The organism is Streptococcus sp. Marseille-Q4154 (assembly GCF_916700545.1).
Lineage (GTDB): Bacteria > Bacillota > Bacilli > Lactobacillales > Streptococcaceae > Streptococcus > Streptococcus infantis_I.
Genome location: NZ_CAKAKN010000001.1, coordinates 177,035 through 201,601 on the forward strand (window position 1 = coordinate 177,035; position 24,567 = coordinate 201,601).

At 36.8% G+C, this 24,567-nt stretch carries 24 protein-coding genes and 1 pseudogene; 20 read left to right on the forward strand and 5 right to left on the reverse strand.

Annotation, left to right across the window (positions count from 1 at the left end):
- Positions 1-89 precede the first annotated feature (89 nt).
- The 6 genes from tgt to LG369_RS00885 all read left to right on the forward strand — a co-directional run bounded on the left by tgt (position 90) and on the right by LG369_RS00885 (position 9,998).
- Positions 90-1,232 carry a tRNA guanosine(34) transglycosylase Tgt gene (gene tgt, locus LG369_RS00860; RefSeq protein ID WP_225749954.1) on the forward strand — a complete coding sequence of 381 codons (1,143 nt, stop codon included), beginning with the start codon at positions 90-92 and terminating at the stop codon, positions 1,230-1,232.
- Between the two features lie 133 nt (positions 1,233-1,365).
- Positions 1,366-3,183: an acyltransferase family protein gene (locus LG369_RS00865; RefSeq protein ID WP_225749955.1), complete on the forward strand. Its 1,818-nt coding sequence runs from the start codon at positions 1,366-1,368 to the stop codon at positions 3,181-3,183.
- A gap of 117 nt (positions 3,184-3,300) precedes the next feature.
- Positions 3,301-3,642, forward strand: coding sequence for a metal-sulfur cluster assembly factor (locus LG369_RS00870; RefSeq protein ID WP_004250665.1), 342 nt, complete (start codon positions 3,301-3,303; stop codon positions 3,640-3,642).
- A 179-nt stretch (positions 3,643-3,821) separates the two neighbouring features.
- Positions 3,822-4,772, forward strand: a complete 951-nt coding sequence (gene pgfS, locus LG369_RS00875; RefSeq protein ID WP_004250666.1) for a glycosyltransferase PgfS — start codon at positions 3,822-3,824, stop codon at positions 4,770-4,772.
- Positions 4,762-7,380, forward strand: a complete 2,619-nt coding sequence (locus LG369_RS00880) for a YfhO family protein (protein ID WP_225749956.1) — start codon at positions 4,762-4,764, stop codon at positions 7,378-7,380. Before pgfS ends, LG369_RS00880 begins: the two co-directional genes overlap by 11 nt.
- A 20-nt stretch (positions 7,381-7,400) precedes the next feature.
- Positions 7,401-9,998: a YfhO family protein gene (locus LG369_RS00885; RefSeq protein WP_225749957.1), complete on the forward strand. Its 2,598-nt coding sequence runs from the start codon at positions 7,401-7,403 to the stop codon at positions 9,996-9,998.
- 119 nt (positions 9,999-10,117) lie between these two features.
- Here LG369_RS00885 and ilvD read toward each other — a convergent pair whose 3' ends face one another.
- Positions 10,118-11,821: a dihydroxy-acid dehydratase gene (gene ilvD, locus LG369_RS00890; protein WP_225749958.1), complete on the reverse strand. Its 1,704-nt coding sequence runs from the start codon at positions 11,819-11,821 to the stop codon at positions 10,118-10,120.
- 218 nt (positions 11,822-12,039) lie between these two features.
- On the opposite strand from ilvD, the gene rpmF reads away from it, so the two are divergent.
- The gene (rpmF, locus tag LG369_RS00895; protein WP_045618073.1) at positions 12,040-12,222 is read left to right on the forward strand and encodes a 50S ribosomal protein L32; all 183 of its coding nucleotides are present in this window, start codon (positions 12,040-12,042) and stop codon (positions 12,220-12,222) included.
- A 15-nt stretch (positions 12,223-12,237) separates the two neighbouring features.
- Positions 12,238-12,387, forward strand: a complete 150-nt coding sequence (rpmG, locus tag LG369_RS00900; RefSeq protein WP_001265622.1) for a 50S ribosomal protein L33 — start codon at positions 12,238-12,240, stop codon at positions 12,385-12,387.
- 77 nt (positions 12,388-12,464) lie between these two features.
- Here the strand turns inward: rpmG and LG369_RS00905 are convergent.
- Positions 12,465-12,637 (reverse strand): annotated as a pseudogene (locus LG369_RS00905) (FanG protein).
- Positions 12,638-12,665: 28 nt separating this feature from the next.
- Here LG369_RS00905 and LG369_RS00910 point away from each other — a divergent pair.
- The 7 genes from LG369_RS00910 (at position 12,666) to LG369_RS00940 (ending at position 15,891) form a co-directional block, all read left to right on the forward strand.
- The gene (locus tag LG369_RS00910) at positions 12,666-13,280 is read left to right on the forward strand and encodes a CadD family cadmium resistance transporter (RefSeq protein ID WP_318779988.1); all 615 of its coding nucleotides are present in this window, start codon (positions 12,666-12,668) and stop codon (positions 13,278-13,280) included.
- A gap of 11 nt (positions 13,281-13,291) precedes the next feature.
- Complete coding sequence (cadX, locus tag LG369_RS00915) at positions 13,292-13,630, forward strand: Cd(II)/Zn(II)-sensing metalloregulatory transcriptional regulator CadX (RefSeq protein WP_225749960.1); 339 nt, start codon at positions 13,292-13,294, stop codon at positions 13,628-13,630.
- 315 nt (positions 13,631-13,945) lie between these two features.
- Positions 13,946-14,185 (forward strand): GlsB/YeaQ/YmgE family stress response membrane protein, encoded by a 240-nt coding sequence (locus tag LG369_RS00920; protein WP_006149342.1) that lies wholly within the window; start codon positions 13,946-13,948, stop codon positions 14,183-14,185.
- A gap of 85 nt (positions 14,186-14,270) precedes the next feature.
- The gene (amaP, locus tag LG369_RS00925) at positions 14,271-14,834 is read left to right on the forward strand and encodes an alkaline shock response membrane anchor protein AmaP (RefSeq protein WP_024053918.1); all 564 of its coding nucleotides are present in this window, start codon (positions 14,271-14,273) and stop codon (positions 14,832-14,834) included.
- 11 nt (positions 14,835-14,845) lie between these two features.
- Complete coding sequence (locus tag LG369_RS00930) at positions 14,846-15,016, forward strand: DUF2273 domain-containing protein (RefSeq protein WP_004250679.1); 171 nt, start codon at positions 14,846-14,848, stop codon at positions 15,014-15,016.
- Positions 15,017-15,027: 11 nt separating this feature from the next.
- The gene (locus LG369_RS00935) at positions 15,028-15,648 is read left to right on the forward strand and encodes an Asp23/Gls24 family envelope stress response protein (protein WP_004250680.1); all 621 of its coding nucleotides are present in this window, start codon (positions 15,028-15,030) and stop codon (positions 15,646-15,648) included.
- 36 nt (positions 15,649-15,684) lie between these two features.
- Complete coding sequence (locus tag LG369_RS00940) at positions 15,685-15,891, forward strand: CsbD family protein (RefSeq protein WP_004250682.1); 207 nt, start codon at positions 15,685-15,687, stop codon at positions 15,889-15,891.
- Between the two features lie 871 nt (positions 15,892-16,762).
- On the opposite strand, the gene LG369_RS00945 is transcribed toward LG369_RS00940, so the two are convergent.
- The 3 genes from LG369_RS00945 to LG369_RS00955 are packed head-to-tail and all read right to left on the reverse strand — an operon-like array spanning position 16,763 to position 19,548.
- Positions 16,763-17,575, reverse strand: a complete 813-nt coding sequence (locus LG369_RS00945) for an ABC transporter permease (RefSeq protein WP_225749961.1) — start codon at positions 17,573-17,575, stop codon at positions 16,763-16,765.
- Between the two features lies 1 nt (position 17,576).
- Entirely contained in the window at positions 17,577-19,169 is a 1,593-nt protein-coding gene (locus LG369_RS00950; RefSeq protein WP_225749962.1) for an ATP-binding cassette domain-containing protein, read from the reverse strand.
- A 7-nt stretch (positions 19,170-19,176) separates the two neighbouring features.
- The gene (locus tag LG369_RS00955) at positions 19,177-19,548 is read right to left on the reverse strand and encodes a zinc ribbon domain-containing protein (RefSeq protein ID WP_074324511.1); all 372 of its coding nucleotides are present in this window, start codon (positions 19,546-19,548) and stop codon (positions 19,177-19,179) included.
- A gap of 284 nt (positions 19,549-19,832) precedes the next feature.
- Here LG369_RS00955 and LG369_RS00960 point away from each other — a divergent pair, with 284 nt between their 5' ends.
- The 5 genes from LG369_RS00960 (at position 19,833) to nrdI (ending at position 24,522) form a co-directional block, all read left to right on the forward strand.
- Positions 19,833-20,447, forward strand: a complete 615-nt coding sequence (locus LG369_RS00960; protein WP_225749963.1) for a YesL family protein — start codon at positions 19,833-19,835, stop codon at positions 20,445-20,447.
- The gene (locus tag LG369_RS00965) at positions 20,425-22,098 is read left to right on the forward strand and encodes a sensor histidine kinase (RefSeq protein WP_225749964.1); all 1,674 of its coding nucleotides are present in this window, start codon (positions 20,425-20,427) and stop codon (positions 22,096-22,098) included. The genes LG369_RS00960 and LG369_RS00965 overlap by 23 nt, the downstream gene beginning before the upstream one ends.
- Positions 22,099-22,100: 2 nt before the next feature.
- Positions 22,101-23,387 (forward strand): response regulator transcription factor, encoded by a 1,287-nt coding sequence (locus LG369_RS00970; protein WP_070678684.1) that lies wholly within the window; start codon positions 22,101-22,103, stop codon positions 23,385-23,387.
- 61 nt (positions 23,388-23,448) lie between these two features.
- Positions 23,449-23,979 (forward strand): ABC transporter permease, encoded by a 531-nt coding sequence (locus LG369_RS00975; RefSeq protein WP_070678687.1) that lies wholly within the window; start codon positions 23,449-23,451, stop codon positions 23,977-23,979.
- A 75-nt stretch (positions 23,980-24,054) separates the two neighbouring features.
- The gene (nrdI, locus tag LG369_RS00980) at positions 24,055-24,522 is read left to right on the forward strand and encodes a class Ib ribonucleoside-diphosphate reductase assembly flavoprotein NrdI (RefSeq protein WP_070678690.1); all 468 of its coding nucleotides are present in this window, start codon (positions 24,055-24,057) and stop codon (positions 24,520-24,522) included.
- Positions 24,523-24,567 lie beyond the last annotated feature (45 nt).

The following is a 24,567-nucleotide window of genomic DNA, read 5'->3' on the forward strand; positions in this document are numbered from 1 at the left end:
GTTCCTGTTTTTTTTGATAGAATCATACAGTATGCCACTGGGCACAAAGTAAGAACTGGGACTGTCTTTCCCAGCTTCGGAGGTAAAAAATGTCAGATTCGCCAATCAAATATCGATTGATTAAAAAAGAAAAACACACAGGAGCTCGTTTGGGTGAGATTATCACACCCCATGGAACCTTCCCGACGCCTATGTTTATGCCAGTAGGGACTCAGGCAACGGTCAAGACTCAGTCGCCAGAAGAATTGAAAGAGATGGGTTCAGGGATTATCCTATCCAACACCTATCACTTGTGGCTTCGACCTGGGGATGAACTCATTGCCCGTGCTGGAGGTCTTCACAAGTTTATGAACTGGGACCAACCAATCTTAACGGATAGCGGCGGCTTCCAAGTGTACTCTCTAGCAGACAGCCGTAATATTACAGAAGAAGGGGTAACCTTCAAGAATCACCTCAACGGTTCTAAGATGTTCCTTTCACCTGAAAAGGCCATTTCTATTCAAAACAATCTGGGCTCAGACATCATGATGTCCTTTGACGAATGTCCCCAATTTTATCAACCCTATGATTATGTGAAAAAATCGATTGAACGTACTAGCCGTTGGGCAGAGCGTGGTTTAAAGGTTCACCGTCGTCCACATGATCAAGGTCTATTTGGGATTGTACAGGGGGCAGGATTTGAAGATCTTCGCCGTCAATCAGCTCATGATCTTGTAAGTATGGACTTCCCAGGCTACTCTATCGGAGGACTAGCGGTTGGAGAAACCCACGAAGAGATGAATGAAGTTTTGGACTTTACGACCCAACTGCTTCCTGAGAACAAACCTCGTTACTTGATGGGAGTAGGAGCGCCAGATAGCTTGATCGATGGGGTTATTCGTGGTGTGGATATGTTTGACTGTGTCTTGCCGACTCGTATCGCTCGTAACGGGACTTGTATGACCAGTCAAGGTCGCTTGGTAGTCAAGAATGCTCAGTTTGCGGAGGACTTTACACCACTTGATCCAGAGTGTGATTGCTACACATGTAAGAACTATACCCGTGCTTATCTACGCCATTTGCTTAAGGCAGATGAAACCTTTGGTATCCGCTTGACAAGTTACCATAATCTGTATTTCTTGCTCAATCTGATGAAGCAGGTTCGCCAGGCTATCATGGATGATAATCTTCTGGAATTTCGTGAACATTTTGTTGAAAAATATGGTTATAACAAGTCAGGGCGAAATTTCTAAATTTAGCTTGAAATCAGCTAAAAATCCTAAGTTTTATCTTAGGATTTTTCTGTTTTTTTTGATAAAATAAAGGTACTATGAATGAAAGTTAGATGGCTTTTTTGCCAATCTAATGAATGGAGAATAGACTCGTATGCGTATTAAATGGTTTTCCTTGATTAGGATTACAGGTTTGCTTTTGGTACTCTTGTATCATTTCTTTCAAACGACTTTCCCAGGAGGTTTCTTTGGGGTTGACGTCTTCTTTACCTTCTCAGGTTTTCTGATTACATCACTTTTATTAGAAGAATTTGGACAAAAAGGGAAGATTGATATCTTAGGATTTTTTAGAAGACGTTTCTATCGGATTTTTCCGCCAGTTGTTTTAATGATTCTTGTCATCATGCCATTCACCTTCTTGGTTCGCCAAGATTATGTGGCAGGAATTGGTGGGCAGATTGCCGGTGTTCTAGGATTTATGACGAACTTCTATGAAATGCTGACAGGAGGAAGTTATGAATCTCAGTTTATCCCTCACCTCTTTGTTCACAACTGGAGCTTAGCTGTTGAAGTTCATTATTATATCTTGTGGGGCTTGGCAGTCTGGTTCCTATCTAAGCGAGCAAAATCAAGCGGACAACTACGAGGAACAATCTTTCTACTTTCATCAGCTGCCTTTATCGTCAGTTTCCTTTCGATGTTTATCGGTAGTTTTATTGTAAGTTCTTATTCAACAGTATACTTTTCAAGCTTAACTCATGTGTATCCATTCTTCTTAGGTAGTGTGCTTGCTACCGTAATAGGGGTTCGTCATGCAACGCCACTTTTTAAACGTTTGAATAGAAGCTTGGATTTGAAGCAGACTTTGCTAGTCTTTGGAGCTGGGCTCGGAGTCTTGCTATTATTGACCTTCTTTGTGAAATTTACATATCTCTTTGCTTATTTACTCGGCTTCTTGTTTGCAAGTTTGGCAGCGCTTCTGATGATTGTTGCGGCACGCGTCTTGCATGAGAAAACACCGACGATCAAAGAGCCAAAGATTATCAGCTTTTTAGCGGATACCAGCTATGCTGTCTATCTTTTCCACTGGCCGTTTTATATTATCTTTTCTCAATTGATGGGCAACCTGCTAGCAGTGATTTTAACCACCATCTTCTCTTATATCTTCGCAACTCTTTCTTTCTATGTCATCGAACCTTTGGTAGCAGGAAAAACTACGGAACTCTTGCAAAAGGCAAAAGAAATTCCGCACATTAAACCAATTTTTGCTGGTAGTGCAGGAGTGCTTAGTTTGATTACTTTAATCGTGATACTGATAGCTCCTCAAGTAGGCGCATTTGAAACGGATTTGATGGTTAATGGTCTCAATCAGGCGCAAACCAATATAAACCGAACAAAAACCATGGCAGATCAAGCAGAAGCCAGTCGCTATAATATAGCTGAGGGTGTATCCATCATTGGTGATTCAGTAACCTTGCGTGCTTCAGATGGACTAAAAGAAATCTTACCAGATGCGCAGATTGATGGTCAGATCAGTCGAAATACCAAACAGGCAAATGAATTGATGTTGAATTACAGTCAGAATAAAGCCTTGCCTAAAATTGTAGTCATTGCGACTGGCGTTAATAATCCTGAAAATTATAAAGCTGATTTGGATCTGCTGATAACAAACCTTCCAAAAGGACATCAACTTGTTTTAGTTACTCCATACGAGGGAGACACAACGCAGGAAACACAACCTTATGTTGAGCAGTATGCAAACTATGCGCGTGAACTGGCACAAAAATATTCATATATAGCACTAGCAGATTGGAACCAAGTCGCTAAAGATCATCCAGATATTTGGAAGGGAACAGACCAGGTTCACTTCGGTAGTGATACGACCAAGCAGGATGAAGGAGCAAAACTTTACGCAGAAACCATTAATGCTGCTGTTAAAGCTCTTGCAGACAAACCTGTCAAATCAAAATAATCACTAAAAAGTAGAGATTGTATCTCTACTTTTTTGCTTTAACGAGAATTGGGAAAAACTTGCCAAATTGTCAGAATTATGAGAAAATAGGAACAATCAAAAAATGGAGGGAATGCAATGAGAGAAGACATCAAGATTAATGACCGTGCTCTAGCATTGGAAGATCAAATCATTGAAGTACTCGAAAAAGTTTATGATACAGATGTAGAGTTAGATGTATACAATCTTGGATTGATTTATGAGATTCATTTAGATGAGGCTGGCCTTTGTACAGTTGTTATGACCTTCACTGATACTGCCTGTGACTGTGCAGAAAGTCTACCAATCGAGATTGTGGCAGGTTTAAAACAAATTGATGGGATTGAGGATGTCAAGGTTGAGGTTACCTGGTCTCCAGCATGGAAGATTACACGCATTAGTCGTTATGGACGTATAGCCTTAGGGTTGCCTCCGCGATAAAAAATAGAGTGATAAGATGAATTATGAATCGGGATTAAAGACCTGATTTATATTTTTCTTTTTTTTGTTTATTTATTTCATACAATAAACAAAAATTTTTGTTAAGAGTAACCACTTCACTCAAAAAAATGTTATTATAGTAGAAGTGATTATAATAAAAAGAATAAGGTAGAATAGATATGAAATTATCTGTAGTAATTCCGTTTTATAACGAAGAGAATATGATTCAGAAGATGTATGATGAATTGGTTAAAGAAATCAATCAAATTACAAAGGCGGAATTTGAAATTATTTTTATTAATGACGGAAGTAAGGATCGTACTTTTGAACGTATGTTAGCCATCGCAGCTGGCGATTCACGTGTTAAATACATCAGCTTCAGTCGGAATTTCGGGAAAGAAGCTGGAACTATTGCAGGGCTTGAATATGCAACAGGAGAAGCAGTTATTCTAATGGATGGAGATTTGCAGCATCCACCAGCAATGCTTCCACAAATGATTGAAGCTTATGAGCAAGGATACGATGTTGTAAGTGCTCGTCGTACACGTACAGGAGAAAAACGTCACCGTACTTTTTTAGCTAAACATTTTTATAAACTTGCCAATAAAATGATGGATATCGAGCTAATGGACGGAGTCTCTGAATTCCGATTGTTTAGCCGTAAAGTTGTAAACGCCATTATATCTATGCAAGAATACAATCGTTTTTCTAAAGGAATTTTTGCTTGGATCGGCTTTAACGAAAAAGTTATCGAATATGAAAACCAAGTTCGTACTGTAGGTGAAACAAAATACTCGTTGAAGTTCTCATTGAACTATGCGATTCAAGGGATTTTATCATTCAACGATAAACCTCTACGTATGTGTATTAATTTTGGTTTATTCTGCTTATTAATTTCATTGGTTTATGTTCTTTGGACCTTTATCCAATATCTCGTAGTACCGGATTCACTCGTGAGTGGATACTTTACTACAATCTTCTCAGTCGTTCTCTTTGGTGGAATTCAATTGATTTCTATTGGGGTACTCGGAGAATATATCGGTAAGATTTATTATGAAGTGAAGAAACGTCCACATTATCTTGTTGACCAAACGAACATTACTGTGAAAGGAGAGCAAAATGACGACTAAGAAAAAAGTCTATCTAGCAAGTTTTATTGCGCCTATGCTCATTATGTTTGTAGCTTGGGCTATTGATGGCTTCTTTCCTTTCGGGACAAAGTCACTCATGGCGGTTGACTTTAACGCACAGTATATTGGCTTATATGCTTATTTCAAACATTTATTTTTAAATGGCGATTGGAGTAGTTTCTTCTACTCTTTCTCTAAATCCATTGGAGGGGGGATGTTAGGGATTTGGGGCTTCAACTTGTTGAGTCCATTTAACTTACTCTTTCTATTAACCTCTGAAGAAAATTTCCAATGGGTGGTTCCAATTGTTATTGCCTTACGTTATGGAGCGATGGGATTAACCATGGCACATTTCTTGGTTAAACGATATGATGGATTAAAGAATAAGACCTACTTGGTTCCAATCGTCGCTACCATCTACGCATTAAATGGGTTTAATGTTAGTTATCAAATGAACCCAATTTTCTATGATGGAATGATCATGCTTCCATTAGTTTTAATTGGGGTTGAACAAGTACTAGATAATAATTCTCCAAGAGGCTATATTGGCATGCTGGCATTATCTCTCTTTGTTCAATTTTACATGGGTTATATGACCTGCATTTTTGTGGTCATTTATGCTTTGTTCTACATTATTCGTTCAGAGAATTTAAGAAATAAAAAGGTTATTCTAACAAGACTGGGGAAATTAGCTGCCGCATCTATACTAGCTGTTGGAATAGTATCAGCTGTATTGCTCCCAATTCTAATTAGTTTGGTATCAACAAAAGGGGGCTTGCAAAGCACTCTGAGATTTGATTGGAAGTTACAAATCAATCCGTTTGAGATTTTAGCAAAACTCTTTTTAGGAGCTTTTGATAATACTTCTTGGCCAGCTGGACCTAACTTGCCAAATATATATGTGGCTAGCTTTGGTTTACTAGGAACACTTTATTACTTTATTTCAAGTAAGATTTCAAAATGGAGTAAAATTGCAGCAAGTTTTGTTCTCGTAGTGTTTTTGATTTCTTGTGCCCATGAATTTACAAGTAAGTTGTGGCATATGGGACAAAATCCTGCTGGATTTTTCTATCGATTCTCATGGATTATTGCTTTCTTTTTAGTTTATTTGGCTTATCTAAGTCTACGAGAAGTGGAGAAATTTACTAAAAGAGAAGCTAGCTTCCTGCTGATTAGCGGTGCAGTTATCTTTTCTATTGTACAGTTACAACAACACTCTTTCTTAACAGTTTGGCAACGTCTTGCAACGATTTTGATTTTTGTGGTTCTGCTTGCAGCTTTATTCTATCCTAAAGTAAAAAGAGCTTGGATGATTATAGCTGCTTTGACTGTAGTTGAGTTAACAGCTAATGCAGCACTTGTTCAATCACGTGTTGGCTATACAGATGCCTACAAGTATCACGATGCTGTTTTACAATTAAAGGATGCTATTAACCCTATTCGACCTGACCACAGTGATTTTTACAGAATTAATAAATCATTTAATCTAAGTAAGAATGATCCATTCATGGTGGATTATCCTGGCTTATCAATTTTTAGTTCCAACTTAGAAAATAGTACGCGAGATTTATTTGACCGTTTAGGAAATAATGGAATTAACGCAACGACCTACTATCAAGGAACTCCGCTACAAGATGCACTCTTCTCAGTGAAATACTTAGTGACTCCAAAACCAGTGCTTAAAGAGGATTATCCGGATACATCCAAGTTGTATGTATTCGGAAATATGGTAACGCGTAAAGATATTACGACAAAAGAACCTGTTTATGAAGCGGCTAGAACAAAGACTTTCGAGACAGATTTGATTTTGCCAATTGCTTATGGTGTTAATGATGCAACCGTGAATGTAAAATTAGAGAACCACCAACCGATTCAAAATCAAAATAAGATAGTACAAGCAATGGGAGCGACGAGCGATTATTATTTAGCTATATTAGCAGCAAATGAATTGAAGTTAGATAATATGGAATCATCTAAACCAGAAACTTACAAACGAATTGATTCATCTAAACCAGGAACGATTACCTATCATTTATTACCTCAATCTGCTGAAGATTATTGGGTATCAATTCCGCAAAAATTATCTCATACAGATAAAAACAAAGTTCGTATCTTGTTGAATGGCAAAAATTACGAATTCCAAGATAAATTTCAACAAACACAGTTCATACAAATTGCGCATAATTCTGCTGGCCAACCTGTAGATTTAACGATTGAAATTGAAACGGATAATGAATATGACTTATCTGGATTACGATTAGCTCGTTCAAATGGTGCATTAGTAAATCGTATCATTCAAGAACGTCAGCTTCAAGGAATAAAATTGTCTCATTGGGATAATCGTAGTTTTAAAGGGACAGTGAATATTACTGATGACAGTACCTGGATGATGACAAGTATTCCATTTGAAAAAGGTTGGACTGTTAAAGTAGATGGAAAAGTAGTTGAAACTGCAAGAGTTTGGGATAGCCTGTTGGCATATAAAATTACGCCAGGTGAGCATACAGTTGAAATGAGTTACTTGCCAGATGGATTTGTTTTAGGTTTTATAATCTCAACCGTATCTATCGCTCTTTATGGATTTGCAATTTACAAAAAATGGATTTAATATAGTGGGAGTAGACTATAATGAAAATTTCAAAAATGAAATTAAAATATAGTTCGCTGTTCTTTGTTCCATTTATGGTTATGTTAGGGGTCTTCCTTTGTTTAGGGTTGACTCCCTTTTCACAAAATTCGATACATAGTGGAGACTTTCTTGCACAATATTTTCCGCTATATATCGGATTACATAAACTGTTCTGGAGTGGAGATTTTGGCGGTCTGTTTTGGTCCTTCGAGAAATCACTTGGAGGAGCAATGCCAAGTGTTTGGGGTTTTAATAGTTTAAGTCCATTCACGTTTTTATACGTAATCTTCCCGGTTTCAACATTTCAAATTTTGAGTTATGTAATCCCACTAATTCGTTCTGGGATAATGGGAGTCGTCTTTGGGTATTTCTTGGAAAAGAAATTTCAAGGAGTGTCTAAACATTACTGGTTATCGTTAGGATTATCTTCGTCGTATGCTCTTAGTGGCTTTATCGTATCGCAACAGTACAATCCTAATTTCTTAGATAATCTAATTTATGTACCGTTGATTCTTTTAGGAATTGAAGAAATTGCGGGTGGAAAGCGATCGTTTAAATTACCGATTTTTCTTTCCATTAGTTTGATTACGAATTTCTATACAGGCTATATGATGTGCCTTTTTGTAGCACTGTATACGTTTTATATTATCTTCTCAACGGATGACCCTCTGATTGAGGCGCTACTAAAAATGGGGAAAGTTGCTTTATTTACACTAATTGGTGTAGGAATTGCAGCGTTTTGGTTATTGCCGGTCTTTAGTGCCTTGTTAGAGAGTAAAGCGAGCGCTGGGAGTACCTTCGCATGGTCATGGGATTTCGTTAATGATGTAGTAGCAATGCCTCAAAAATTTATTCTAGGATCCTTCGGAGAAAAAGAATGGGGTGATCCAAAGGCTCTACCGCAGCTATATATTGGTGGCTTGGCTCTCTTTGGGTTGTTTACATTCTTTGCTAAGAAAGAGATTACTCTCCTTAAGAAGTTGTCAGCGATAGTCGTCCTTCTTGTGTTGTTTCTCTCATTCTCTATTCAAGGCTTCGATCAAATTTGGCATATGGGACAACGTCCCGTTGGTTTCTTCTTTAGAAATTCATGGGTAGCCAACAGCTTTATGCTGGTATTGGCGTCAGAAAGCTTACTACAATGGAAAGATAAGCTTCGATTAAGCGAGTTTCTAGTGGCTATTTTTGGGTTTGGTTCAATACTTGTATTATCGACTCAAAGAAGTCTTCAATTTGTTGAAACGCCACAGAAAATACTCGCATTTTGCTTTTGGACAACTATCTTATTAGCGTTTTTCTTTAGAAAAGTAGATAAAGTTCGTAGGTTACAATTAGTAGCCGGAGTGGTGATTATCGAACTAATGATCAGTTCTTTTGTTGGATTTAAAAGGGTACCTTTTTTCATTGGTAATGAAGGATTAAAGAGTCAAATGGAATACGCTACTGCTTTTGACCAAGAAGGTTACAGTGGTTCAAAGGCATTTACACGGATGGAAATGCATAAGGGCTTGTCTCATGCCAACTTCCCTATTGCCTATAATTATAATGGGGTATCACATTTCACTTCGAGTCTCGAGTATTCATTGATTGAGGAATTGAGCTATCTAGGATTGCCGTCATCGCAATCAGTTGTTAACTATACAAGTCGTAATGTCATTCTGGATTCATTCTTTGGAATCTCAAACTTTATGATGGATGGAGATGAAAAACGTATTTTTTCAGACGTTCGTGGATTGTATGAGAAAGTAGGTACGTTAAAGAACTTTGCTGTTTATCGTAATCCATATGCCTTTTCTCTTGGATATTTAACTAATGAAAGTTCAGCGACGAATATCTCATTTGAAGCACATCAACCCGCTGCCAATTTGAATCAGCTATTACAAGTGATTGGATTATCTGGAGCAAATGCACTAAGCGAAGTGAGTGTTGGGGAACCAGTTACCTCGAATTTAACAAAGTCGGGAGACAAATACACTCTATCAAATGAAGGAGAATCTTCTAACATTGAATGGAAGTTGACTCTTGAACCAAATAAGTTGTACTTTGTTGAAATTCCAGAAAGACAAGCTGGTTCGGTAAATAAGTCAAAGGTGAAGCTCAACGGATTAAGTTATCCCTATGAAAATCGATTCCGAGATAATCAATTTTGGATGCTTGGCAATGGAAACTTAGATCAAACGATTACTCTCACTTTTGAAGAAGGAAAAGCCAAAGAATGGGATTTTCGAGGTTTTAAATTTTATTCAATTGATATACCAACGCTAACAAATGCATTGGAACAGTTTAAAAAAACACATGATATCACCATTGATTCCTATTCAAATTCAACGGTGAAAGCACATGTCAATGTTCCAAATAGTGAACAATCCTTCGCAACCTTCACTATTCCATATCACTCAGGTTGGAGTGTAACAGTAGATGGTCAAAATCAAGAAGTTCAAAAATCTCTTGGTTTCTTTATGGGTGTTTCACTAACTGAAGGAGAACATGAGATTATATGGAGTTATAGCCCACCAGGGTTAAACACTGGAATAGTACTTTCAATGACTTCTCTCATCGTACTCATTTACTTGTGGAAAAAGAAAAAAGTGGAGTAGATAACATACTTTGTTGCCTATTCCAATGAAAAAGGATGAAGTTCGTAAGAACTTCATCCTTTTTGTGTGCCTATTATACCACTGTAATAAGGTAATTCTTTATAGGATAATATGAGAGCTTATTTTTTACCCGATTGTTCCATATTCCAGAAATCTGTAACGGCACCACGAGAAGCAGATGATACGGTATGGGCATATTTACCGAGGACACCACGGCTATAGAGTGGTGGCAAGGTTGTTTCTGCCTTGCGTTTTTCAAGTTCTTCATCGGAAACGGCCATGGAAATTTCTTTAGTATCTTGGTCGACAGTGACAATATCGCCTGTACGGAGGTAGGCAATTGGTCCACCATCCTGAGCTTCAGGAGCGATATGTCCAACAACCAATCCATAAGTACCACCAGAGAAGCGTCCGTCTGTCAAGAGGGCAACTTTGTCTCCTTGGCCTTTACCAACGATCATTGATGAAAGTGATAGCATCTCAGGCATACCAGGACCACCCTTAGGTCCAACGAAACGAACAACGACTACGTCGCCATCAACGATTTCATCTGACAAGACAGCTTGGATAGCATCTTCTTCTGAGTCAAAGACCTTAGCTGGACCAACGTGACGACGAACCTTAACACCGGACACCTTGGCAACGGCACCGTCAGGAGCAAGATTACCGTTCAAGATGATAAGCGGACCGTCCGCACGTTTAGGATTTTCAAGAGGCATGATGACTTTTTGACCTGGAGTAAGATCTGCAAAGTCAGCTAAGTTTTCAGCGACAGACTTACCAGTACATGTGATGCGGTCTCCGTGAAGGAATCCATTTGCCAGCAAGTACTTCATAACCGCAGGCACACCACCAACTTCGTAGAGGTCTTGGAAGACATACTGACCAGAAGGTTTCAAGTCGGCCAAGTGAGGCACACGTTCTTGGATAGTATTAAAGTCCTCAAGAGACAAGTCAACATTAGCTGCGTGGGCAATAGCAAGCAAGTGAAGAGTGGCGTTAGTAGAACCACCGAGAGCCATTGTCACTGTAATGGCATCTTCAAAGGCTTCGCGAGTCAAGATATCTGAAGGTTTGATACCAAGTTCAAGCATTTTGACAACTGCACGACCGGCTGCTTCGATGTCTTCTTTCTTATCAGCAGATTCAGCTGGGTGAGAAGAAGAGCCTGGCAAACTCATACCTAAAACTTCGATAGCAGTAGCCATAGTATTGGCAGTATACATACCACCACAACCACCAGGGCCAGGGCAGGCATTACATTCCAGACGTTTGACGTCTTCAGCCGTCATATCACCGTGGTTCCATTTTCCGATACCTTCAAATACAGAAACCAAGTCGATGTCTTTGCCATCCAGTTTTCCAGGGGCGATAGTACCACCGTAAGCGAAAATAGCTGGGATATCCATATTGGCAATGGCAATCATAGAACCAGGCATGTTCTTATCACAGCCCCCGATAGCTACAAAGGCATCTACGTTATGACCACCCATAGCAGCTTCGATTGAGTCTGCGATGATATCACGTGACGTTAGGGAGAAGCGCATACCCGGCGTTCCCATGGCAATCCCGTCTGCTACAGTAATGGTTCCAAACTGCACAGGCCAAGCACCAGCAGATTTAACACCTTCTTTAGCCAATTTTCCAAAGTCATGCAAATGGATATTACATGGTGTGTTTTCTGCCCAAGTTGAAATGACCCCAACAATCGGTGTTTCAAAGTCCTTATCTGTCATACCAGTCGCACGAAGCATGGCACGGTTAGGTGATTTTACCATGCTGTCATAGATGCTGCTACGGTGACGTTTATCTAATTCTGTCATTCAAGTCCCTCCCATTTTAGTTTGTTCCATTATAGCACAATTTTCACATGAATAACAGAAGAAAATTTTTAAATTTTCAGACAATTCAGTAGTGTACGATAAAAAAATAAAACTTTTTTTGTCAAGTAACTTTACTTTACAAAAAAGTTTTGATATACTATTAAAGTTGATGAAAATCAAACCTAATTGAATTTATATCTTAAAAGGAGAAAAACGAAATGGCAGTACCTGCACGTCGCACTTCAAAAGCGAAGAAAAACAAACGTCGTACACACTACAAAGTAACAGCTCCATCTGTAAACTTTGACGAAACTACTGGAGATTACTCACGTTCACACCGTGTATCACTTAAAGGATACTACAAAGGACGTAAGATTGCTAAAGCTACATCAGCTGAATAATAGAAGGGAGATACCATGCGCGTAAATATTACACTTGAACACAAAGAATCTGGTGAACGCTTGTACCTTACTTCTAAAAACAAACGTAACACTCCAGACCGTCTTCAATTGAAGAAATACTCACCAAAACTTCGCAAGCACGTTGTGTTTACAGAAGTGAAGTAAGCATTCAATACGAATCAATACATAAGAAAAACGCTGATTTCAAGCGTTTTTTCTTTTTTCAATTTCAATACATTTCACTATATTTCAGTCCAAACTCTACTTTTTTAGATAAATATATCATCTGGATATTGAAGTTAAGCCCTGCTATCATTTCGATGGCAGGGCTTTTTAATGTTTAGTACACTACCTTCTTATCTATATTTTGATGGAGCTGAAGTTGACATTTACAAAGTTTAATGTTAAAATACATTCAAAAATATATTTGAATGAGGTATTTTATGATTCAAAATATTGTTACTTCAATAATCCTGTATTCTGGGACAGCCGTAGACTTACTTATTATCCTAATGTTATTTTTTGCCAAAAGAAAAAGCAGAAAAGACATCATTAACATCTATTTAGGACAATTTCTAGGCTCTGTTAGTCTAATATTGCTAAGTTTGCTTTTTGCATTTGTCTTAAATTATATTCCTAGTAAAGAGATTTTAGGTTTGCTCGGTTTGATTCCAATTTTCCTAGGCCTCAAAGTTTTGCTTTTAGGAGATTCTGATGGAGAAGCTATTGCAAAAGATGGTTTGCGCAAAGATAATAAAAACCTGATTTTTCTAGTTGCTATGATTACTTTTGCAAGTTGTGGTGCTGACAATATTGGTGTTTTTGTCCCATATTTTACTACCTTAAATTTAACGAATTTGATAGTAACTTTACTTACTTTTCTAGTCATGATTTATCTCCTGGTTTTTTCTGCCCAAAAATTGGCACAAGTCCCTTCTGTTGGAGAAATTTTGGAAAAATATAGCAGATGGTTTATTGCCAGTGTTTATTTAGGACTGGGGATATATATCCTGATTGAAAACAACGTTTTTGACATGCTAAGGACTGTATTCGGCTAGGAGAAAAAATTATGAAAAAAGATAGTATCTGTCAAGTGGATGTTATAAATCAACAAAATGTTACAACCGCAACGAACTACCTTGAAAAGGAAAAAGTCCAAAAATCACTTCGCATTTTATCAAAATTTACCGATAATAAACAGATAAATATCATCTTTTATCTTCTTGCTGTTGAAGAACTCTGTGTATGTGATATAGCCTGTTTACTAAATCTCAGTATGGCATCTGCCTCCCACCATCTTCGTAAACTAGCCAATCAAAACGTCTTGGATACTAGAAGAGAGGGGAAAATTATATATTATTTTATAAAAGATGAGGAAATCAGAGATTTTTTTAATCAACTAGGATAACAACTATTTTTACTACTCTACCATTCACTCTACCTTTTATTATGTAGCATTCTAAAAACATTGATGTACCAACGTTTCTAACAGCTAAAATAGAAATTATTTAATCTTTTTATAGAAGTGAAGTAAGCATTCAATTCGAATCAATACATAAGAAAAACGCTCTAGTCAAAATGACTAGAGCGTTTTTGTATTGTTTTTAAAAATAGACATTTTATTAAAGCACATATTCGTGAGCATATAATTTGAGCGCGCTCTCATATTATGATATACTAAAATCAACCCAGATATATTGGGTTATGAAAGGAGGCGCATATTATGTTGTGGTCCATTATTGTAGGAGGCTTTATCGGCCTTGCAGCAGGAGCAATCACTAAAAAAGGTGGCTCAATGGGAGTAATTGCTAATATTTTTGCTGGTTTAATCGGTTCATCAGTAGGTCAATCACTCCTTGGTACTTGGGGACCTTCACTAGCTGGTATGGCTATCATTCCATCTATTGTTGGTGCAGTGATTGTAGTTTCTGTGGTATCGTTCTTTTTGGGTAAAAAAGGTTAATGTTTTACTCGAAAGCAGACTATAGCTTTTAATTTATAATGACGGGTAAAGTTATGGTTTGTTGCACTAATTGAAAGGATTTTATATGTCAAAATCAAAGAAAATATTATTGTTTATTTTCTGTATTTTAATCTTGACAATTTTCCTTCCTATTTTGATAGATTACCACCAGGTTAGTGATTTAGGGATTCAATTGACTAGCTGGCGACAGACATCATTTGAATATTATCTCGCTAGATATGTATTTTGGGGGCTTCTAGGCCTGTCTATCTTAGTTTTATTATGGATGTTAGTAATCCTGTTTTATCCTAGACAATATCTGGAAATAAAACTTGGAACTAAAGACGATAAATTAAAACTAAAAAATTCAGCTATTGAAGGGTTTGTTCGATGTTTATTGGATGAACACAAGATGGTCAAAAATCCCAAAATTCAGGTACATACTCGGAAAAAGAAATGTTTCGTTTATGTAGAAGGTACAGCTGTTCTTTCAGATAACATTGCTAACAAATTTGAAGTAGTTCAAAACGAAATCACTCAAGGACTGAAAGAATTCTTTGGTATTGATCGAGAGGTTAAACTGGAAGTTTCAGTGAAAGAATATGACCCTCAAAAAGCAGCTAAGAAAATTGTTAGTCGTGTAAAGTAAGGAAGTAAAAAATGGAATGGTTTAAAAAATATCAATACCCAATTCTATGTGGTGTAGTAGGTATTATTCTAGCCTGCTTCATCCTATCCTTCGGTTTCTTTAAAACATTGTTCGTTTTAATCTGTGGAGCCTTAGGAATTTGGTTGGGATACTATGTACAGAAGAATTATTTAAATAAATAAAGGAGTTTCATATGTCAAACGTAGAAAAAAATGTAACTGAAAAAAAAGATGTTGTTGTTTCTAAAGATGTTCGAGGAGAATTAACTTACGAAAATAAAGTTATTCAAAAAATTATCGGTCTTTCACTAGAAAGAGTCCCAGGACTATTACATGTTGACGGCGGATTCTTCTCAAATCTTACAGAAAAACTTGTCAATACTAATGATGTAACACACGGTGTTAACGTTGAAGTTGGTAAAGAACAAGTAGCAGTTGACTTGAACGTTATCGTAGAGTACAGAAAAAACGTTCCAACTCTATACAAGGAAATCAAAGACGTTATCGTATCAGAAGTTGCGAAAATGACTGATCTAGAAGTAGTTGAAGTTAACGTTAATGTTGTTGACATCAAAACTAAAGAACAATATGAAGCAGACTCAGTTAGCCTTCAAGATCGTGTAACTGACGTGGCAGAATCAACAGGCGAGTTCGCGTCAGAACAATTGTCTAGAGTGAAATCTGGTATCGGTTCAGGTGTCGCAGCAGCACAAGAAAAAATTAGTGAAGGCGCTGAATTCGTTCAAGAAAAAGTTGGCCAAGGCGTTGATAATGTTAAAGACGCTGCAGCCAAAGCAGAACCACGTGTTCAATAATTACTAATTTAGAAAAAATAAAAGGAGGACATACTTATGTCTACAGAAGAAAAATTCAACCAAGCAGCAGGAGCTGTTAAAGAAGGCGTTGGTAAATTGGTAGGTGACAAAGGACTTGAAAGCGAAGGAGCTGCTGAAAAAGTTGCTTCTAAAGTTAAAGAAGTCGCTGAAGATGCAAAAGACGCTATTGAAGGCGCTGTTGAAGGTGTTAAAAACATCTTTAAAAAAGACGACGCTAAATAATAAAATTTAGGTAATCTTGCTATTTTCCTTGGAAACACTCCCTAACTGGGGGTGTTTTTGTTATTCGTTTTTATCAATGCACGTTTTATAGAGAAAAAAAGGATACAGGACAAACAAATTACTGTATTCTTAAAATAACTTAGAGCAGATTTAACAAAGCAGCGACTAATACGATTATAGTGCAAATTATTTTTCCGATTTTTTCATGTTGCTTGAACAATTTATCAGAGAAAAGAATCAATACAAGCGCAACACACATCAACACAGTTCTTAAAGTTTGAGTAGTCATGGTCCATACTCCTTTCGTTATTCTGTTAATCCAGTAAATAAGTTGAATAGTAATTATACAATTTTCAAACATATCCATCTGCTCTGGTAAAGCTTTTGTTCTTTGATTATTAATCGGTATCTCTATCTATCTTTATTATAGTACCAACATCATTATTAAACAAATAAATGTAATTATTTTTATAGTTTGGCATCTGTAAAATTTTGAAAACGAGGGATACCTGCTCTGAATTTACTCCTAAAAAAGCAATTTAAAGCAGTTGATATTTATCAAAAAATCTCAGAACTAACAACTAGATAAAATAACTACATTTTTTCGTGATATAAATTAGGTGTTCGGATATATAGAAAACGATTTAGTCATATGAATTGCACCTCAAAAGTTAGACAGAAAAAAATCTAACTTTTGGGTTGTTTTTGTTATTTATTTTTATGAGTGTACATTTGGCAGAGACAATATCACAGACAATATAGATTCCAATTTTACTAATTTAAATATTTTAAAATAAAAAAGGTAGTAAGAGAGTATCTTACTACCTTTTTTGATTTATAAACCTAGTTTACTAAACTAATTCAATCAACATTAACCTCTCGTATCTTTTTCGACAGATTTTAATAGTTTGCTTGCTAGATAGGCCAATAGGATAGAGAAAGCAACTAAAAGGATCCATGCAACTATTAAATTTACTTGTACTTTTGTTGACGTACTGAAAAATGATCCTCCCTCTTTAAAACCCGCTAAGTCTAAAAGCCCATCAAAACTATAACGACTAAGTGTGAAATAAGATAAGAACTGCAAAAAGCCATTTAAAGGTATATTTCCTGCAAAGAGAAATTGAAGGAGAATGACAAAGGGCATTACAGTCATTGCCTTTTCAACATTTTTAACAATTGAAGAGACAAATAAACCTAAAGCATCTGCCGAATAAATGGTTAAAAATATAGTTAAGAAATAAGAAATGAATCGTAAACTGTCATTATCAAAGATAGTCTTAAATTCTGAAATCGAGTGGTGATAGAATAAGAATAAAATACTGGAGAAAATAATAGCTTGAATTAGAGAAACAAGGGCTTGGAATAACATGTGGGCGAACATATACGATGATAGGTTCATGCCCCCTCGGTATTCGTGTTTAATAATATCTCTTTCTTTACAGATCAATGTAATAGAATTAAAAACTCCTATCCAAATACAGGCACAAACAATAATGAATGAAGTGGATTTCACTTCTGCACCTAAGCCGGTTGAAAATCCGTCTTTTCCAGCTACAATGCAAGTAATAAGGGCAATGATAGCAGTACTTATAAAAGAATACCATCCGTTAGAATTTAAAAAATTTCGTTTAAATTTACCCAAATAGATCAAAATTTGTTCTTTATTCGATGCGTAATTCATCTTAACCTCCTCTATATTCTCTATATTTTTCGATGTAGTAATCTGAAGTTCGCTCTACTTCAGACACCACGAGTTCAAGTTGATTGACATTAAAGAATTCTAGGGTATCTTCTACAGAACCATAAAAGGCCATTTTACCGCACGATTCTTCCTCACTTTTAGCGAGAACTAATACTTTATCAAATAATTCTGGTGTTCGATCTGGACTATGTGAGATAACAAAAACAATCTTATTGTCATCTGCGATACTTCTTAAGCTAGCCATAATTGAACGAGCGTTACTGCCATCTACTCCAGAATCTGGTTCATCTAGAACAAATACAACTGGATCTGCAATATACTCAGTAGCAATACTCAATCTTTTTTTCTCTCCGCCACTTAATTCATAGACCAAAGCCTCTTTTTTCTTTGTTAGTTTGACTGTTTCTAATACTTTTGAAATTTTTTCTTCTAATAAAGCAGGATCTTTAGTAAAATCTCGTACTAGTTTCATCTCTGCGGCATTTTTCAGAGTCATATAAACACTATCTTTTTCACGATGAAGACTAAATTGAGGGACATTGGCAATCATTCTTCGAACTTTGTCAAATTGATTATAGATGTTTATATTTCCTAATAAGATATCAGCATCCGCTTTTTCTATGCCCATGATTGCATTGATCAGTGTGGTTTTTCCTGCTCCTGAACCACCTAAAATGAGCACGATTTCGCCAGAGGATACTTGAAAGTCAATCTCTGATAATAAAAGTTTCTCTCCTGCGAGACGCTTTCGAATTCGAACAGATAACTGTGTATCTTGTTCAATTCTATTGATATTATCTGCGAGACTCTTTTCTTGACTTTCAGTTAATTCATGTTGAAAAACTAAGGAATTATTATAAATGACGAAGAGTCGATGGTTTATGGATACTAAATCATAGTTATTTAGGTATGTTTTATCCTTAATTAGATGATTATTCAAATAAATCATGTCTCCGAGAGGGTGGACATATATATTACTGTTGTCTAGGACTTCAAAATGCTTGTCTACTTTCTCTGCTAGACTTGTGTTGATTTCCTTTTGCTTCCATTCGATATACTTCTGGTTCATGAGACTAAAAATATAAATAGTATCATCAACACGGAGGGTATCTCGATTATTTAGGTAGTGTTTTTTACCGATATCAATTTTTGCATTATTTATATAGATGACTTCTGAATCACTCTGTAAATAGTAACCAATATGATCTTTTTCTAATAATATATTCTTATCATCGTTCAAAATCTCAGGTATTTCCTTGGTGACAACGCTTCCTTCTTTGAGAACGAAGGTAAATAAGGAGATTGTATGATCTTGAACTTCCTCTCCTTTGTCTAATTTTTCAGAGATAGTTTCTTTTATCCTATCACCCATGTGTTTAAGGGTTGATGGCATTTTGAAAGAAATATTTTTATTTTCTTGATCATTGTCTCTACGTATGCTATCGACATACTTTAAGTCCACTTTAGGTTTGATATTATCTATATACTTTCCACAAAAAGGACAAAACTTCCAACCGATTCCAATATTTTTGAAGCAGCTAGGACATTTTGTTTTTACAATATAATCCTTCATTTCGACTCTACTTTACTACTTTTCCACAATTGATGCAAAATTCGAAGCTTTTTGATAGACTTGTTCCACAATGGGGACAAGAAACTAAGTCTTGACCAGATGAATCAATAGATTTTTGAAGAGAAATCTGCTCTTGAAAGAGCTTAGTGATTTCAGCGATTTCAGTTGAATAGAGAGGATTTTTCTTTATTTCTTCTAAATGTTCTTCAACAAATTTGATGCCTATTAATCTATACAAGTCATTGATTTGATTTTGTAGTACTTGAATTTCCTTTTTTTTGCGAAGATTTTCTGCATTTTGCTTTCCTTCTGAAATAACAGTGCTTGTTGTCTCTTTGACAAGTCTAGCTCCATCTTTCAATTGATCTAAAAAAGCCATCTGTTCTCCTTATCTATGCTTATTGTAAGTATATATTTCACTTGATTCCAGTATAACACATATGATAACATTATCAAAATTTTCATATACCGTTTTAAAAGTTAATAGAAAATAGTTTGATATTGAGATTCATAATTTCTAATCAAGCTTGTATTTAGAGAAGTGATGGTTGTAACGGACACAATTCCAATCTAGCTTTTTTCTATTTATATTTATTGCTCCTATTTTTGAGAGCGCTTGAAATATGTTATAATAAAACTAGATTAAATTTTTGGAGGAAAACCGTGGGGAATTTCATTGAGCTAGTCTTTCATCGTTTCTTTTTGGGGATGATTGCGACGGCTTATTTTTGGTTATTGACACTAGCAGGAGGAGTGATTTTTGGTATAGCACCCGCTAGTGCAACTCTTATGAGTTTATTTGCTGAAAATGGCTATTCTTACCGTGCTTATCGTTTCAAGGAAGCATGGGCTTTATTTAAGAGCAGTTTTGTCAAAAGTAATCTCAGTTTCTACACCTTTATAGGGATTGACTTAATCTTGATTTATGGCTTGTATCTGATGATTCAGTTGCCAAACCAGACGATTATCCACTTGGCAGCAACATTTCTAAATATCTTTTTAGTAGCCTTGGTATTTTTGGCCTACACGGTATCTTTAAAGTTACAGGTTTACTTTGAATTGTCCTATAAAAACACCTTAAAGCTCGCCTTTATCGGAATTTTTATGAGTTTATCAGCAGTGGCCAAGGTTCTCCTTGGTAGCGTCTTGTTAGCCATTATTGGCTTCTATATGCCAGCCCTCATCGCTTTTGTAGGTATTGGGATGTGGCACTTCTTTATTAGTGATTTATTGGAGCCTGTTTATGAAAGTATTCATGAAAAATTGGCAACCAAATAAGACCAAACAATTCCGCCTCCACTCACTCCTAAGAATCTATAGTCTGGTGATGATTGTCATCATTTCCTGCTTTGCTCTCTTGATTTCTTATGCAGACTGGGATATGCGTGAAAGGGAAGCAAATCGTGTCGGTCAGCGTGTTCTCGCTCGAACAGTCGATGAAGTTGAATACTACTATCGGGAGTCAAATCGCCTAGCTCAGGGATTGGTCGAGAATCAAGCCCGCATTGAAGGGATTTACAAGTATTTTAGCCTCAGCACGCCAGATTATTTTTACTGGCAGTTAGAGCGCAAGGCGTCACCCTACATTTCCGTTTCTATTTATGAAAATATCGATGATATATACGTGCGAAACGATTTTGTGACAGGTATTTCGATTGTTCTACAGGATTCAACGGATGTATTTGTTTCCAAAAGAGGAAACAGAGGTGGACAGAAGATTCCAGCTGAGAGCTTTAAACCAGATGCCAATAGTTTCGCTGTTCCAGTGTCTGATCCCATCTCGGACCAAGCTCTAGGGGTCATTTATATTTCCGTAGAACCAGAATTCCTCTATAAAGCGATTGACAACACCAGGGGAACAATTCCTGTAGCAGTAACTGTCATTGCACCATATGAAACAGATATGTTCTATATTGGAACGAAGGGAACGAATGAGTCTTGGTTGGTAGGAACAACTGCCCATGGTTATCAAGTTCGAGTAGCTGTACCAAAGGATTATGTTTGGAGTGGGACTTTAGCGAGTTCGGCACTTATTTTAGGTTTGAGCGCCTTCTTTATCATCATTTTATATATGACCTTAAGAAGGACTTTTTCTGACTATCAAAGTCAGGTTGTGGACTTGGTGGACTCTATCCAAGCCATTACTAAGGGAGAGCAGACCAAGAGAATCGACACAGATAAAAAGGACCAGGAATTGCTACTAATTGCTGAGTCGACAAATGATATGTTGGATCGACTAGAAAGTAATATTCACGATATTTATCAACTGGAACTCAATCAAAAAGATGCCAACATGCGAGCCTTACAAGCTCAAATTAATCCGCATTTCATGTATAATACTCTGGAATTTTTGCGGATGTACGCGGTGATGGAAAATCAAAATGAACTAGCAGATATCATCTATGAGTTCAGTAGTCTCCTGCGCAATAATATCTCTGACGAGCGAGAAACGACCCTCAAACAAGAAGTGGAGTTTTGTCGGAAGTACAGTTATCTCTGTATGGTTCGCTATCCAAAATCCATTGCCTATGGATTTAAGATTGACCCTGAATTGGAAGAAATGCGTATTCCAAAGTTCACACTCCAACCGTTAGTGGAAAATTATTTTGCCCATGGAGTTGATCATAAAAGAACAGATAATGTTATCAGTATCAAGGCTTTGAAAAAAGATGGCTATGTCGAAATTTTAGTAACCGATAATGGCCGTGGGATGTCTGTTGAAAAACTAGCAGAAATTCAAGCTAAACTGGCTCAAAGAACCTTTGAACACACAGCAGATTATAAGGGGCAACGACAGTCTATTGGGATTGTTAATATCCACGAACGCTTTGTGCTCTACTTTGGAGACCGCTATAACATCAATGTAGAATCAGCTGAACAAAAAGGTGTTCAATATAGAATTACCATTCAGGATGAAGAGAAAGGATAAACATGTATAAAGTACTATTAGTTGACGATGAGTACATGATTACAGAAGGACTTAAGCGTTTGATCCCTTTTGAAAAATGGGATATGGAAGTCGTTGCAACAGCCAATCATGCTGACGACGCTTTGGACTATGTTCGAGAGCATCCTGTAGACATCGTCATTTCTGATGTCAACATGCCTGACAAGACAGGACTTGAAATGATTGGGGAAATGAAGGAACTCTTGCCAGAGGCTTACTATATTCTTCTTTCCGGCTATCAAGAATTTGAATATGTCAAGAAAGCCATGAACCTCAATGTTGTAGATTATCTTGTCAAACCAGTTGATAAGGTTGAACTGGAGCATTTACTTGAGAAAATCCTTGGTCAACTTCGTGAGAAAGTGCATGAGCCAGAAATGTTAAGTCAAAAGTTAGACGACGAAGCATTTAAAGCACACCTGTCTCAAAAAGAAAACTGGTGGATTGGACTCTCTCAAGAGAAACAAGGGGATTTTGTCATTCCTTACTATGTTTTAGGTCAGGACTGGCAGATTGTGATTGCAGCTCAGAAATTCGACGGTCTACTTGTCATGCCTTTTGAGTTACCTTATCAGGCCAACTTTGAAAAATGGAAATTTGACGTTGAAAAAGCCCTCTTCTATGGAACTGTAAACCTCGATCAATCTGAAAGTCTCTTTTCTTATTATGAACCCATTTATCGAGTTATTATCCAAGGAAATCTTCAGCAGATTATCGAGGAGTTGAACCTACTCGAGAAGATTGTCTTAGAAAACACACCGAGGGTATCCATCACCAAGCAACTCTTTACTCAGTTTGTTATGGATGTCTTCCATCTCTTTGAACATTTGAAAGCAGATGATATGACAGATATTGTCAAGAATATTCATGCCATCACAAACTTTGAAGACTTAGTAGCTTATACCAAGGAAACCTTGACGTCCTTCTTTGGCCAATACCGCATGAATGAGAATGTTGTCAGTGTACTCGAAGTTATTGGTAGAGACTACAAAAAAGAGCTATCTCTCAAGGATATCAGCAAGGACCTCTTTATCAATCCTGTTTACTTAGGTCAGTTAATCAAGAAGGAAACCAATTCAACCTTTGCTGAGCTTCTCAATAAGCAACGCATCAAGGCAGCTCAGCAACTTTTACTATCTACAAATGATAGTATTGAGGATATTTGCTATACGGTTGGTTACAGTAATGTAGGCTATTTCTATAAGGTCTTTCGAAAACTATGTGGGAAGTCTCCGAAAGCATACCGTAAGCAGGTGGAAGTAAACTTGTAGAATTTGTTTTACTTGTTAAAATATGCTATAATAAATTAAAAATTATGAGGAGGTTACTTTTATGAAAAAGAAACCAATCTATCTATGGATTTTATTAGTCTTATCAGCGATTAATTCAGCCTTGGCAATAGTTGGAATATTCACTCCAGTACCTAGTAAGGACGCCCTTCGTGCTAGCCAAGAAAATGTTGGGACACTTAGTGCTCAACAAATAGAAGATGCTGTTAACTATGCCCACCAAGTGTCAGAGTCATCTCACTCTATTTTTAACACGATACTCATTATTCTATCCGCTATCCTAGTTGTAGTAGCCTTTGTTTTCTTAATTCGTAAGAACTTGCAGTTGGCGAACTACACTTATGTTGGATATGCCTTACTAGCTATTGTTGGACTAGTCCATGACAATATGAATCTACAAGATGCTATGCAATTGATTAAAGATGACACCCTACGTTTAGGAATGGAAGTCATGTCAAAAGCAACCACTATTATTTTCATCGTCATCAATGTTATCTTTTTGGGAATCGTCTTCTATAAAATATGGCGTCAGCAAAAAGAATTAACAGAATCTCAAGAGGAAGAACTCGCCTAAGAGTTGACAAAGGATAACTATCAAGATACAATCTTGGTAGTTATTTTTTTGGATTCGAGAAAGAGGGAGGAAAAGATGAAAAAAATTTCCTTAGTTTATATCAGTCTAAGCGGCAACACGGAGAGCTTTGTAACACGTTTGAAAGCTTATTTGTTGGAGCAGTATGCGAATATTGATGTGGAAAAAATTCATATTAAAGACTTGGTCAAGGAAGGAGAAGACTTCTTTGAGATGACCAACCCATATGTGGCTTTTCTACCAACTTACCTCGAAGGTGGAAATGGAGTTGACAATGGAGATGTGGAAATCTTGACCACTCCAGTAGGTGACTTTATCGCATATGGTGATAATGCTAGCAAGTGTTTTGGTGTCGTAGGATCGGGTAACCGCAATTTTAACAACCAATACTGTTTGACCGCCAAGCAATATAGCCAGCGCTTTGGTTTTCCAGTCCTAGCTGACTTTGAAATGCGCGGAATGCTAGGAGATATTAAGAAGGTTGCTGGGATTATTGCAGAGCTTTATGAACTTGAATCCTTGTAAGAGGATAGAGTTGCTGGGCTAGATTTTTATCCCATGGATCATAGA

Excerpts from the sequence above, each read along its gene's own strand:
- tgt (WP_225749954.1), top strand. The coding sequence starts at position 90 with ATGTCAGATTCGCCAATCAAATATCGATTGATTAAAAAAGAAAAACAC.
- LG369_RS00865 (WP_225749955.1), top strand. The coding sequence starts at position 1,366 with ATGCGTATTAAATGGTTTTCCTTGATTAGGATTACAGGTTTGCTTTTG.
- LG369_RS00870 (WP_004250665.1), top strand. The coding sequence starts at position 3,301 with ATGAGAGAAGACATCAAGATTAATGACCGTGCTCTAGCATTGGAAGAT.
- pgfS (WP_004250666.1), top strand. The coding sequence starts at position 3,822 with ATGAAATTATCTGTAGTAATTCCGTTTTATAACGAAGAGAATATGATT.
- LG369_RS00880 (WP_225749956.1), top strand. The coding sequence starts at position 4,762 with ATGACGACTAAGAAAAAAGTCTATCTAGCAAGTTTTATTGCGCCTATG.
- LG369_RS00885 (WP_225749957.1), top strand. The coding sequence starts at position 7,401 with ATGAAAATTTCAAAAATGAAATTAAAATATAGTTCGCTGTTCTTTGTT.
- ilvD (WP_225749958.1), bottom strand. The coding sequence starts at position 11,821 with ATGACAGAATTAGATAAACGTCACCGTAGCAGCATCTATGACAGCATG.
- rpmF (WP_045618073.1), top strand. The coding sequence starts at position 12,040 with ATGGCAGTACCTGCACGTCGCACTTCAAAAGCGAAGAAAAACAAACGT.
- rpmG (WP_001265622.1), top strand. The coding sequence starts at position 12,238 with ATGCGCGTAAATATTACACTTGAACACAAAGAATCTGGTGAACGCTTG.
- LG369_RS00910 (WP_318779988.1), top strand. The coding sequence starts at position 12,666 with ATGATTCAAAATATTGTTACTTCAATAATCCTGTATTCTGGGACAGCC.
- cadX (WP_225749960.1), top strand. The coding sequence starts at position 13,292 with ATGAAAAAAGATAGTATCTGTCAAGTGGATGTTATAAATCAACAAAAT.
- LG369_RS00920 (WP_006149342.1), top strand. The coding sequence starts at position 13,946 with ATGTTGTGGTCCATTATTGTAGGAGGCTTTATCGGCCTTGCAGCAGGA.
- amaP (WP_024053918.1), top strand. The coding sequence starts at position 14,271 with ATGTCAAAATCAAAGAAAATATTATTGTTTATTTTCTGTATTTTAATC.
- LG369_RS00930 (WP_004250679.1), top strand. The coding sequence starts at position 14,846 with ATGGAATGGTTTAAAAAATATCAATACCCAATTCTATGTGGTGTAGTA.
- LG369_RS00935 (WP_004250680.1), top strand. The coding sequence starts at position 15,028 with ATGTCAAACGTAGAAAAAAATGTAACTGAAAAAAAAGATGTTGTTGTT.
- LG369_RS00940 (WP_004250682.1), top strand. The coding sequence starts at position 15,685 with ATGTCTACAGAAGAAAAATTCAACCAAGCAGCAGGAGCTGTTAAAGAA.
- LG369_RS00945 (WP_225749961.1), bottom strand. The coding sequence starts at position 17,575 with ATGAATTACGCATCGAATAAAGAACAAATTTTGATCTATTTGGGTAAA.
- LG369_RS00950 (WP_225749962.1), bottom strand. The coding sequence starts at position 19,169 with ATGAAGGATTATATTGTAAAAACAAAATGTCCTAGCTGCTTCAAAAAT.
- LG369_RS00955 (WP_074324511.1), bottom strand. The coding sequence starts at position 19,548 with ATGGCTTTTTTAGATCAATTGAAAGATGGAGCTAGACTTGTCAAAGAG.
- LG369_RS00965 (WP_225749964.1), top strand. The coding sequence starts at position 20,425 with ATGAAAAATTGGCAACCAAATAAGACCAAACAATTCCGCCTCCACTCA.
- LG369_RS00970 (WP_070678684.1), top strand. The coding sequence starts at position 22,101 with ATGTATAAAGTACTATTAGTTGACGATGAGTACATGATTACAGAAGGA.
- LG369_RS00975 (WP_070678687.1), top strand. The coding sequence starts at position 23,449 with ATGAAAAAGAAACCAATCTATCTATGGATTTTATTAGTCTTATCAGCG.
- nrdI (WP_070678690.1), top strand. The coding sequence starts at position 24,055 with ATGAAAAAAATTTCCTTAGTTTATATCAGTCTAAGCGGCAACACGGAG.